The following is a 10,458-nucleotide window of genomic DNA, read 5'->3' on the forward strand; positions in this document are numbered from 1 at the left end:
CGGGGCGGCGATCGGTGAGGCGCTCGGGCCGGCGGGCGGGACGGTGGTCCCGCCTCATGCGGTCGTGCTGATCCGGAAGACGGGGTGCTTGGGCGCGATCGCGCGCAGCTCCGCGTCCGAGGAGTCCGGGCCGACCCCGCCGAAGAAGACACCGACCTCGGCCTTCCAGCGCTTGAGGTAGGCGCGCAGCAGGACGGGCTTCTCGTCGTCCGACAGCTCGACGGCGGTGAACGTCTGCACCTTCTTGCCGAGGTGCAGTTCGCCGCCGCCCGCCGCGCGCATGTTGTGGGTCCACTGGACATGGCCGCGCGGGGCCACCAGGTACTCGGCGCCGTCCACCGTCAGCAGGTTGACGGGGGTGCGGCGCCATTCGCCGCTCTTGCGTCCGCGGACCGCGAGGACGCGGGAGCCCCAGACGCTGATGCCCCGGCGGGTCATCCATGTGACGGCCCGGTTGAAGACGTTGATCGTGAACCAGCCGGGCTTCATGACGTGGGCGGTGGGCTGAGCGGACATCGCATCCTCCTGGGTATCGAAGTGTGAGCACTGCTCTCGCTTGAGATCAGTGTGCACGGATTGGCGCTCCAAAGCAAGAGCAGTGCTCTCGTTTCAGTGCAGTGCTCCGAAAGATGGCAGACTGGTCCCATGACCAGCGTTCAAGGAGCCCGGGCCCGCGCCCGCATCGAGATCACCGCAGCCATCAAGGACGAGGCCCGCAAGCAGCTCGCGGCCGAGGGCGCCCCGAAGCTCTCGCTGCGCGCCGTCGCCCGCGAACTCGGCATGGTGTCGTCCGCGCTCTACCGCTACTTCCCCAGCCGCGACGACCTTCTCACCGCGCTGATCGTCGACGCGTACGACGCCGTCGGCGCCGCCGCCGAGCAGGCCCTCGCCGCCGCGGACGCCGACCACCCCCACCCGCGCGATCCCGTCGCCCGCTGGACGGCCGTCGGCCGAGCCGTCCGCGCCTGGGCCGTCGCGCACCCCCACGAGTACGCCCTGATCTACGGATCCCCCGTCCCCGGCTACTCCGCCCCGCAGGACACCATCGGCCCGGCCTCCCGCGTCGGACTGGTCCTCATCGGCATCGCCCGCGACGCCTTCACCACCGACGGCATCGCCCCGCCGCCGCTCCCCGCGGAACTGCGCCCCGAGGCCGAGCGCATGGCCGCCGACCTTGCCCCCGACCTGCCGCCCGCGCTCGTCGCCGCCCTGGTCGCGGCCTGGTCGCAGCTCTTCGGGCTCGTCTCCTTCGAGGTGTTCGGCCAGTTCAACCGGATCGTGGAGGAACGCGAGGAGTTCTTCACCGCGGCAGTCGCCCGCCTGGGCCGGGACGCCGGCCTGCTGTCCCGCGGCTAGGGGTCTTCGGCGGGTCCTGGCTAGGGCAGGTGTCGCCCCCGGCCCCGCCCGGCGCGGGCGCGAACACCGGGGCCGACCCTGGCCCCCAGCCCCGAGACCGGCGATGGGCCGCCTCCAGTCGCACCAGTTCGTGGACGCATTCGTCGTACCGGCCCTGCGCGATCCCGCCCTCCAGGCGTGCCTCGAGCACCAGCGTCCGCTTCTCCGCCCAGCGCCGCTCGGCCTCCAGATAGGGCCCGGTCAGCCCCTCCGCGTATTCGCCGCGCCACAACGACTCGGCCTCGCCCGCCAGTTCACCGGCCTGTCGCAGATCCCCGGCCTCGCGGGCCGTGATCGCGCCCCGCAGCAGCTCCCGCCGCTCGCACAGATCGTCGATCCGGGCCCCCGTCAGCCGGTAGCCGCTGCCCGTCCACACCAGTTCAGGCCCGGCCTCGCCGAGTGCGCGGCGCAGCCCGGAGACGTGGTGCTCGTCCTGCCGGCCGTGGTCCTGCTCCTGATCCAGAGATCGTCCACCGGGAGTTCGCCGCCAAACCGACCGACACCGTGCACGTCGTCGTCCCCGCGCCCGTCGACCGACCCGCGCTCACCGCCTACGCCGCCGGACTCGCCCGTGTCCCCGGCGTCCACAGTGTGGAGCCGCCCCGGTACGGGAAGAGCGGCGCGGCCCTCCTCGCCGTCGTCCCCACCCAGCGGGCGATGTACGGGGACGTGCCCGCGTTCGTAGAGCGGATCCGTGCCATCGACGGCCCGTCCGGGGTCCTGGTCGGCGGCTACCCGGCCGAGACCACCGACTTCCGCACCACGCTGCTCGACCGGCTGCCGCTGGTCGTCGGACTCGTCCTCACCGCCACCTCCGTCATCCTCTTCCTCCTCACCGGCAGCCTGCTCCTGCCCGCCAAGGCCACGGTCCTCAACCTGCTCAGCCTGTCGGTGATGTTCGGTTGTCTCGTCTTCGTCTTCCAGGACGGCCACTTCGCCTCGCTGCTCGGCTTCACCCCCACCGGCTCGATCGAGCCGAGCATCCCGGTCCTGATGTTCTGCGTCGTCTACGGCCTGTCCATGGACTACGAGGTGTTCATGCCGGCGCGCATCAAGGAGGAGTACGAGCGGACCGGCGACACGGAACGGGCCGTCGTCGCGGGCATCCGCCGCAGTGCGCCGCTGATCACCGCCGCCGCCGGGATCCTCGCCCTCAGCTTCGCCGCGTACGCGACCGGTGGGGTCGTCTTCCTCAAGGAGCTCGGCGTCGGCGCGGCCCTCACGATCCTGGTCGACGCCACCCTCATCCGCGTCGTGCTCCTCCCGGCCACCATGCGGCTCGCGGGCCGCGCCAACTGGTGGGCGCCCGCTCCACTGCGCCGCGTCCACCGCCCTATCGGCCTGAGCGAGGCGCCACCGGCGGCCCCGGCGCCTCGTGGCGTACTCCAGCGGGAGTATGTGTGATCACCACGCCCGGCTGACGCCCGCGCGGCCCGTCCGCGTCTAGCGTGGCGGGCATGGACGAACAGCGCAGACACGGCCGCGGCGACCCGCCTCGGGCGCGCGAGGGGCACGCCGACCCGCCCCGGGCGCGCGTAGAGCACTACGGCCCGCCCTGGCTGCGCGAGGGCCGTGGTGGGCCGCCCTGGCTGCGCGAGGGCCATGGGGGCCCGCCCTGGCTGCGCCGGTGGGCCGACCGCGAGCCCGGCACCGGACTGCCCTGGCGGTCCACCCTCCTCCTCGCCGCCTTCGTGATGGTGGGCTCCGGATTCGCGGCGAGGAACCAGCCGGACCGGGAGTCGCTGGACGCGCTCGGCCGTGCGCTGCTGCTCGTCGGCTCCGCGCTGCTCCTGCTGCGCCACCGCCACCCGGTCCCCGTCGTCTTCGGCACCGCGGCGGCCACCCTCGGCTACTTCGCCGCCGGCTATCCGTACGGCCCGGTCTTCCTCACCGTCGCCGTCGCCTGCTACGCGGCGATCGTCCACGGCCACCGGCGCTCGGCCTGGTGGGCGCTGGGCCTGCTCTGGGTGGGACATCTGCTCATCGCCCACTGGCTCTACCCCCACCTGCCCCCGGACGGCGACTCCGCCGCGCCCTGGGGGCAGGAGATCCCCGTCGCCTGTTTCGTCGTCGCGGTCCTCGCCGCCTCCGAACTGGTGCGTGTGCGCCGCGAGCAGTGGGCGCAGCAGCGCGCCGAACGCGCCGCGGCCGAGCGGCGCCGGGCCGACGAGGAGCGTCTGCGGATCGCCCGTGAACTGCACGACGTCCTCGCCCATTCGATCTCCGTCATCAACGTCCAGGCCGGGGTCGGCCTCGCGCTGTTGGACAGCGACCCCGAGCAGGCCCGCACCGCGCTCACCACCATCAAGGCGGCGAGCAAGGAGGCGCTGGGCGAGGTCCGGCAGGTCCTCGACACCCTCCGGGCGCCGGGCGAGGCCCCCCGTACCCCGGCGCCGGGCCTCGACCGGCTTCCGGAACTGGTCGAGCAGGCGGCGTCCGCGGGTCTGACCGTACGCACGGCGACCGAGGGGGAACCCGTGGCGCTGCCGCCCGGCACCGACCTCGCGGCCTTCCGGATCGTCCAGGAGGCGCTGACCAACGTGGTCCGCCACTCGGGGTCCCGCACCGCACGGGTCGTGCTCGCGTACCGGCCCGGCAGCGTGGAACTCCGGGTCGACGACGACGGACCGGCGACCGGCGGCGACGCCGGCGGCAGTGGCAACGGACTCGCCGGAATGCGGGAGCGGGCGGCGGCGCTCGGTGGCACGATCGAGGCGGGCACCCGCGACGACGGCGGCTTCCGCGTGCGCGCCGTCCTGCCCGTCCGTCCGAAGGAGACCCCGTGATCCGTGTCCTGCTCGCCGACGACCAGTCGCTGGTACGGGCCGGCTTCCGCGCGCTCCTGGACTCCCAGCCGGACATCGAGGTGGCGGGGGAGGCCGCCGACGGAGAGGAGGCCGCGGCCAAGGCGGGCGAACTGCGCCCGGACGTCGTCCTGATGGACATCCGGATGCCGCGGGTCGACGGCCTGGCCGCCACCCGGAGGATCACCGGAGACCCGGAGCTCGGAGCGGTGAAGGTGGTCATGCTGACCACGTTCGAGCTCGACGAGTACGTCTTCGAAGCCCTCCGCTCCGGCGCCTCCGGCTTCCTCGTCAAGGACACCGAACCCGAGGAGCTGCTGCGGGCCGTGCGCGCCGTCGTCCACGGCGACGCGCTGCTCTCGCCGGGGGTGACACGGCGGCTCATCGAGGAGTTCGCCGCCCGCTCGAAGCCCCCGGCCGCCGTGTCCGGCCTCGACGAACTCACCGAGCGGGAACGGGAGGTGATGGCCCTGGTCGGCATCGGCCTGTCGAACGAGGAGATCGCCCGGCGCCTGGTCGTCAGCCCGCTGACCGCCAAGACCCATGTGAGCCGCACCATGGTCAAGCTGGGCGCGCGGGACCGTGCCCAACTGGTCGTGCTGGCCTACGAGTCGGGCCTCGTGCGCCCGGGCTGGCTGGGCTGACCTCCCCGGAGGCCGGCCCTGCCCCGGACTCAGGACCAGGTGATGCCCGACGTCTCCCGCCACAGCCGGGCGAGCGACGCGTCACCCGTCACGGTCACCGCGTCGTCCGGCAGCCGGTTCCAGAGCGTCAGATAGAGCCGGTCGGCGGGGCCGCTCAGCTCGCAGTCGGCCGGGCCCGCAGCGTCCCGTTCCGTGCGCGGCGCCTCCGGCGACAGCCGGACGGTCCATACGTCCCCGGTGTCCGTCGCCCGGACCCGCAGGGTCTTCGGCTCCGGTGTGCGGACCCGGCTGCGGTCGCGGGCGTGGAAGGCGCGCAGCAGCTCCTCGATGCCGTCCGCGGCGAGCGTGGCGTTCACCGGGCCGGGGCGCCCCGGCGGCAGAGCGGATTCGGCGTCCGCGCGGTGGACGGTCGTCTCGTGGGCCTGGCGTCGCGCCCAGAAGGCGAGCGGGGAGGGGGCCGGCAGGAAGGTCCAGCACTCCAGCGATTCGGGCGCCGCGCGCAGGGCGTCGACCAGCAGGGCGTGGCCCTCGCGGAAGTGTGCGAGGAGCTCCGCGCCGTCGAGGTCCGGCTCGCCGCCGTCGGGGTGGTAGGCGGTGTGGCCCTCGGTGACGAAGCCCGTGGCCCAGCGGTGCACCATCGTCGTGTGGCGCAGGAGGTCCCGCACCCGCCAGCCGGGGCAGGTCGCCACCTCGGCGTCCGTGCCCGCCTCGGCCGCGGCGTCGGCCAGGGCCCTGCCCGCCGCGTCCAGAGCCTCGATGTGCTCGTCGATCTTCATGATCCCCATGCGGCGGATTCTGCCAGGGGAGGGCGCGGGCCGCGGCGGAATCGCGCCTGCGGTGGGCCCGGCCGCGCCCTGTTCCCGCGTGGCCCGCGGCACGGAGGGCCGTCCGCGCGGCCGCGGTAGGCCGGGCCCGCCCGCCGCGTGGCCCGCGGTCCGCCGGGCCCGCCCTTCGCGCGCCCCGCAGCACGCCGGGCCCGCCCTTCGCGCGGCCCGCTTACGGCTGCTCGGCCTGCGCCGGGACCCGGGCGTTCCGGGCCGCGTAGCCGATCACCGCGGCGCCGGCGGCGAGGACCGCGACGGTGGTCAGGGCGACCGGCAGGGAGAACCAGTCGGCGAGGAACCCGATCGACGGCGGGCCGAGCAGCATGCCGCCGTAGCCGAGGGTGGAGGCGGCGGCGACACCGCTCGGGCCGGCGAGCGCGCCCGCCCGGGCCACGGCCACCGGGAAGATGTTGGCGAGACCGAGACCTGTGACGGCGAATCCGAGCAGCGCGGCCCAGACGCTCGGGGCGAGCGCGCCGAGCAGCATTCCGGCGGCGGCCGTCGTTCCGCCCGCCACGAGCGTGCGGGTCTGGCCGAGCCGTTCGAGGAGCGCGGTGCCGGAGAGCCGGCCGGCGGTCATGGTCAGCGCGAAGAGGGAGTAGCCGGCCGCGGCGACGCCCGGATGCGCGTGCAGGTCCTGCTCCAGGTGCAGGGCGCCCCAGTCGGCCAGGGCACCCTCGCCGTAGGCCGTGCAGAGCGCGATCACCCCGAAGACGACGACGAGTCCGCGTGAACCGGCCCTGCCGCGGGGCCGGTCGGCGGTGGCGACGGCTTCCGGCGGGGCGGGGGAGGGCTGCCGGAGCAGTACGGGACCGGCGGCGGCCGTCAGGAGCAGTCCGGCGACCGCGAGGCCGAGGAGATGGGTCGCGGGGGACAGGCTGCCCGCGACGAGTCCGCCGAGCCCGGCGCCGACCATCCCGCCGAGGCTGAAAGCGGCGTGGAAGCTGGGCATCACGGGGCGGCGCAGGGCGGCGACGAGATCGACGGCGGCGCTGTTCATGGCCACGTTGATGCCGCCGTACGCGGCGCCGAAGAGCAGCAGGACGAGGCCGAGGGCGAGCGGGGAGTGGGTGAGCGCGGGCAGCGCGATGGAGAGCGAGAGCAGCACGGCGGTGACGACGGTGACGGCGTGGCTGCCGTGGCGCCGGCAGAGGCGCCCGGTCAGGGTCATGGTCACCACGGCGCCGGCCGACACCCCGAGCAGCGCGAGCCCGAGGTCGCTCGCGGAGGCCCCGGTCTGCTGCTTGATCGCGGGGATGCGGACCACCCAGCCGGCGAAGAGGAAGCCGTCGAGGGCGAAGAAGAGGGTCAGGGCGGAGCGGAGGCGGGACAGGGAGGGAGCGGTGTCTCCGCCAGGGCCCCCCGGAACGGCCGTCCGTACTTTGTTTAGTAGCGGCACAAACTCAGGATAGGGGCGGGCGGCCGCGGTTTTCAACTCGTGACGCCCGTCGCACGCGCAGCCGTGCCGGAGCGTGCCCACGGACCGCGCAGATCGCGAGACCCTCCGATCATGGGAGACTCGCCCCCATGAACGGCAAGGCGACGACGACCAAGACACGGCTGGACAGGGGGCGCGGCGCCCTCGGGCCCGCGCTGGAACTGGTGCACACGGGACGCGCGCCGACCCGTGCCGTGCTCACCGCCGAACTCGGCGTCACCCGCGCCACCGCCGGCGCCGTCGCCGCCGAGCTGGAAGCCCTCGGCCTCATCCGCGTCGACTCCAACCCCGGCGCCGCCGCCGGGTCCCAGGGGCGCCCCTCGCACCGCCTCGCCGTCGACGAGAAGGGCCCTGTGGCCCTCGCCGCCCAGGTCCACGCCGACGGCTTCCGCGCCGCGCTCGTCGGCCTCGGCGGCACCATCGTGGCCACCGCGCCCGGCTGCGTCACCGTCTCCGCCGATCCCGCACAGGTCCTCGGCGCCGTCGTCGACGCCGGCGCCGCCCTGCTCGAGGAGAGCGGGCGTCGCTGTGTCGGCGCGGGGCTCGCCGCGCCGTCCGCCGTCGCCGAACCCGAGGGCACCGCCCTCAACCCGCTCCACCTCGCCTGGCCGGCCGGCGCGCCGGTGCGGGAGATCTTCGCGGAACGCGTCCGCGCGGCCGGCATCGAGGGCCCGGCCTTCACCGGCAACGACGTCAACCTCGCCGCCCTAGCCGAACACCGCCACGGCGCCGGGCGCGGCGCCAAGGACCTCCTGTGCGTCGCCACCGGCCACCGGGGCGTCGGCGGTGCCCTCGTCCTCGACGGCCGCCTGCACACCGGCAGTTCGGGCCTCGCCCTCGAGGTCGGGCACCTCACGGTCAACCCCGAGGGCCGCCCGTGCCACTGCGGCAGCCGCGGTTGCCTGGACGTCGAGACCGACCCGCTCGCCTTTCTCACCGCCGCCGGACGCGACCCCGGGCCTGAGGTCTCGCTGCTCCAGCAATCGCGCGACCTGCTGCGCACCAGCCCCGACGACCCCGGCGTACGGGCCGCGACGGCGGAGCTGATCGACCGTCTGGGGCTCGGCCTCGCGGGCCTGGTGAACATCCTGAACCCGGACCGGATCATCCTCGGCGGTCTGCACCGCGAACTGCTGGACGCCGACCCCGACCGGCTGCGCGCGGTCGTCGCGGACCGCAGCCTGTGGGGTCGCAGCGGCGTAGTGCCGATCCTCGCCTGCACGCTCGACCACAACAGCCTGGTGGGCGCGGCGGAGTTGGCCTGGCAGCCGGTCCTCGACGACCCGCTGGCGGCCCTGGGCAGGCCGACGGGCTGACTCTGCCGTACGCGGGCGTCCTCACCGTGTCCCCTCGCGAGAGCTAATCGCTGGTCAAGAGGCCCATCTCGCACTAGCGTTCCGCCTCATGACCGATTCCGATCTTCCCCCGCGCCTCGGCAGCCTCACCTTCCACGGGCCGCTCTCCGAGGCCCGCGCCACCCGCCTGATCGAGCGGCTCGCCGCGGTCTCGCCCGCCACCGTGCTCGACATCGGGTGCGGCTGGGGCGAGTTGCTGATGCGTGTACTGGAGGCCGCGCCCGGATCGACCGGCGTCGGCATCGACATCAACGCCGAGGACCTGGCCCGAGGCCGGGTCCTCGCCAAGGAGCGCGGGCTCGCGGACCGCGTGGAGTTCGTGGAGGAGTCGGCGCTCGGCACCACTCGCGGGCCCGTCGACGCCATCCTCTGCCTCGGCTCCAGCCAGGCCCTGTGCGACCCCGAGCAGCCCCACGACCCGGCCGCCGCCCTGCGCGAACTGCGGCGCCTGGTACGGCCGGGCGGCCGCGTCGTCCTCGGCGAGGGCTTCTGGCAGCGCACACCGTCCGACGAGAAGCTCGCCGGGATGTGGCCCGGTGCGCACACCGGTGACCACTTCCTGCTCGGCCCGCTCGTGGACCTGGCGATCGAGGCGGGCTTCCGCCCCGCGTGGATCGAGACGGCGACCCCCGGGGAGTGGGAGGAGTTCGAGTCCGGCTACCGCCACGACACCGAGGTCTGGCTGGCCGCCCACGCCGACCACCCGCTCGCCGCCGAGACCCGCGAACGGGTCGACCGCCAGCGCTCCTCCTGGCTCAACGGCTACCGGAACGCCCTCGGCATGGCCTATCTGACGCTCGTCCCGGTGGACTGACCGGCCAGACCCGCCCGTTCCGGCGCGGACAGGTGCAGCACCTGGAACCGCTCGCCCGCGTCCGCGGACACCTCCGCGTTCTCTCCCCAGAGAGTGACCTGCAGCAGCTCCCAGTGCCGGGGATCGATCGCGAGCGCGCTCGCCACCACGCCGTCCTCACGGGCCTGGCGTGCGAGGCGGGCGCGCGCCCGCGTCACCGCCTCCGCCGGTGCGATGTCCATCGGCAGGGGCTGCCTGCGGCGCGTGGCGGTCCGCGGCGCCGACGCGGCCGCCGGCCCCTCCTCGTAGCCGAGCCCCGTCCAGTGCTGCACCACCGGCCGGCCGAAGTCGTTCACGATCCCCTGGAAACCGGGGCCCCACAGGAAGGAGTTCATCCCTTCCGGAGTGGTCCAGAGGTAGAACGGCGCGTACTGGTTCACCGGCGAGCCGTCCTCGCGTTCCCTGATCAGATACGCCTTGAGCCCGAGGCCGGGGAAGTCGTCGAGGAGATGCCCCTTGGTCGCGACCCGCTCGCGGATGATCCCCATGTCGTAGTCGGCGGGCAGGATGATCTCGTACTGCATGGCATGCATCGGGCGGTCTCCGATTCTCTCGTGTGCGCTCAGGCGGTACGGGTCGACAGCAGGGCGAGCAGGCCGCGGACGGCGTGGTCGAAGGCGGCGGGGGAGCCGGACGCGCGGGCCAGCACATAGCCGCCCTGCACGGTCGCCACGATCGTGGCGGCGAGCTCGGCAGGATTCAGGGGCCCGGTCAACTCCCCGCTGTCCAGGCCCTCCTGGACGACCCCGGTGAGGCGGCCGCGCAGCCAGTCGAGCGTCTCGTCGACCGGGGCGCGCAGCTCTTCGCTCGCGACGACGTCCGGGTCCATCGTCAGCCGCCCGACCGGGCAGCCGCGCAACACCTCGCGCTCCCGCAGCAGATACGCCGCCAGGCGGTCGTACGCCGGGCCTTCGCCGCCCAGGACGGCTTCGGCCGTCGCCCGCATCTCCTCGGCCGTGCGGCGGATCGCCGCCAGCGCCAGATCCGGCTTCCCGGCGAAGTGGTGGTACATGCTGCCCTGCCCGGCCCCGGCCGCCTGCTGGATGGCCTTGGGGCTCGTGCCCACGTAGCCACGCTCCCAGAGCAGCTCCCGGGTGGCGTCGATCAGTCGCTCGGACGTCGTCATACCGCGAGTGTACATACCA

At 74.3% G+C, this 10,458-nt stretch carries 12 protein-coding genes; 6 read left to right on the forward strand and 6 right to left on the reverse strand.

From position 1 onward, the window contains the following. Positions 1 to 54: 54 nt before the first annotated feature. Entirely contained in the window at positions 55 to 516 is a 462-nt protein-coding gene (locus ABZ939_RS31060) for a nitroreductase family deazaflavin-dependent oxidoreductase (RefSeq protein ID WP_361862498.1), read from the reverse strand. A gap of 129 nt (positions 517 to 645) precedes the next feature. Between ABZ939_RS31060 and ABZ939_RS31065 the strand changes: the two genes are divergently transcribed. Beyond that, positions 646 to 1,356 carry a TetR/AcrR family transcriptional regulator gene (locus tag ABZ939_RS31065; protein ID WP_361862501.1) on the forward strand — a complete coding sequence of 237 codons (711 nt, stop codon included), beginning with the start codon at positions 646 to 648 and terminating at the stop codon, positions 1,354 to 1,356. Here ABZ939_RS31065 and ABZ939_RS31070 read toward each other — a convergent pair. Further along, complete coding sequence (locus ABZ939_RS31070) at positions 1,301 to 1,771, reverse strand: BTAD domain-containing putative transcriptional regulator (RefSeq protein ID WP_361862504.1); 471 nt, start codon at positions 1,769 to 1,771, stop codon at positions 1,301 to 1,303. The two genes, ABZ939_RS31065 and ABZ939_RS31070, sit on opposite strands and share 56 nt — an antisense overlap. Positions 1,772 to 1,899: 128 nt before the next feature. On the opposite strand from ABZ939_RS31070, the gene ABZ939_RS31075 reads away from it, so the two are divergent. The 3 genes from ABZ939_RS31075 to ABZ939_RS31085 all read left to right on the forward strand — a co-directional run bounded on the left by ABZ939_RS31075 (position 1,900) and on the right by ABZ939_RS31085 (position 4,843). Further along, entirely contained in the window at positions 1,900 to 2,799 is a 900-nt protein-coding gene (locus ABZ939_RS31075; protein WP_361862507.1) for an MMPL family transporter, read from the forward strand. Between the two features lie 290 nt (positions 2,800 to 3,089). Continuing rightward, positions 3,090 to 4,181 carry a sensor histidine kinase gene (locus ABZ939_RS31080; RefSeq protein WP_361862661.1) on the forward strand — a complete coding sequence of 364 codons (1,092 nt, stop codon included), beginning with the start codon at positions 3,090 to 3,092 and terminating at the stop codon, positions 4,179 to 4,181. After that, positions 4,178 to 4,843 (forward strand): response regulator transcription factor, encoded by a 666-nt coding sequence (locus tag ABZ939_RS31085; protein ID WP_361862510.1) that lies wholly within the window; start codon positions 4,178 to 4,180, stop codon positions 4,841 to 4,843. The genes ABZ939_RS31080 and ABZ939_RS31085 overlap by 4 nt, the downstream gene beginning before the upstream one ends. 29 nt (positions 4,844 to 4,872) lie before the next feature. Here ABZ939_RS31085 and ABZ939_RS31090 read toward each other — a convergent pair whose 3' ends face one another. Continuing rightward, positions 4,873 to 5,619 (reverse strand): maleylpyruvate isomerase family mycothiol-dependent enzyme, encoded by a 747-nt coding sequence (locus tag ABZ939_RS31090; protein WP_361862664.1) that lies wholly within the window; start codon positions 5,617 to 5,619, stop codon positions 4,873 to 4,875. A gap of 220 nt (positions 5,620 to 5,839) precedes the next feature. Next, on the reverse strand, positions 5,840 to 7,066 hold the full coding sequence (locus tag ABZ939_RS31095; RefSeq protein ID WP_361862513.1) for an MFS transporter: 1,227 nt from the start codon (positions 7,064 to 7,066) through the stop codon (positions 5,840 to 5,842). Between the two features lie 128 nt (positions 7,067 to 7,194). Between ABZ939_RS31095 and ABZ939_RS31100 the strand changes: the two genes are divergently transcribed. Next, positions 7,195 to 8,421, forward strand: a complete 1,227-nt coding sequence (locus ABZ939_RS31100; RefSeq protein WP_361862516.1) for an ROK family protein — start codon at positions 7,195 to 7,197, stop codon at positions 8,419 to 8,421. Positions 8,422 to 8,509: 88 nt separating this feature from the next. Continuing rightward, positions 8,510 to 9,274: a class I SAM-dependent methyltransferase gene (locus ABZ939_RS31105; protein ID WP_361862519.1), complete on the forward strand. Its 765-nt coding sequence runs from the start codon at positions 8,510 to 8,512 to the stop codon at positions 9,272 to 9,274. Here the strand turns inward: ABZ939_RS31105 and ABZ939_RS31110 are convergent. Then, on the reverse strand, positions 9,247 to 9,846 hold the full coding sequence (locus ABZ939_RS31110; RefSeq protein ID WP_361862522.1) for a DUF4865 family protein: 600 nt from the start codon (positions 9,844 to 9,846) through the stop codon (positions 9,247 to 9,249). The genes ABZ939_RS31105 and ABZ939_RS31110 overlap by 28 nt on opposite strands. A 29-nt stretch (positions 9,847 to 9,875) precedes the next feature. After that, positions 9,876 to 10,454: a TetR/AcrR family transcriptional regulator gene (locus ABZ939_RS31115; protein ID WP_361862525.1), complete on the reverse strand. Its 579-nt coding sequence runs from the start codon at positions 10,452 to 10,454 to the stop codon at positions 9,876 to 9,878. Positions 10,455 to 10,458 lie beyond the last annotated feature (4 nt).

This window comes from Streptomyces sp. NPDC046712 (assembly GCF_040645695.1).
GTDB lineage: Bacteria > Actinomycetota > Actinomycetes > Streptomycetales > Streptomycetaceae > Streptomyces.

Excerpts from the sequence above, each read along its gene's own strand:
- ABZ939_RS31060 (WP_361862498.1), bottom strand. The coding sequence starts at position 516 with ATGTCCGCTCAGCCCACCGCCCACGTCATGAAGCCCGGCTGGTTCACG.
- ABZ939_RS31065 (WP_361862501.1), top strand. The coding sequence starts at position 646 with ATGACCAGCGTTCAAGGAGCCCGGGCCCGCGCCCGCATCGAGATCACC.
- ABZ939_RS31080 (WP_361862661.1), top strand. The coding sequence starts at position 3,090 with ATGGTGGGCTCCGGATTCGCGGCGAGGAACCAGCCGGACCGGGAGTCG.
- ABZ939_RS31090 (WP_361862664.1), bottom strand. The coding sequence starts at position 5,619 with ATGAAGATCGACGAGCACATCGAGGCTCTGGACGCGGCGGGCAGGGCC.
- ABZ939_RS31100 (WP_361862516.1), top strand. The coding sequence starts at position 7,195 with ATGAACGGCAAGGCGACGACGACCAAGACACGGCTGGACAGGGGGCGC.
- ABZ939_RS31105 (WP_361862519.1), top strand. The coding sequence starts at position 8,510 with ATGACCGATTCCGATCTTCCCCCGCGCCTCGGCAGCCTCACCTTCCAC.
- ABZ939_RS31110 (WP_361862522.1), bottom strand. The coding sequence starts at position 9,846 with ATGCATGCCATGCAGTACGAGATCATCCTGCCCGCCGACTACGACATG.
- ABZ939_RS31115 (WP_361862525.1), bottom strand. The coding sequence starts at position 10,454 with ATGTACACTCGCGGTATGACGACGTCCGAGCGACTGATCGACGCCACC.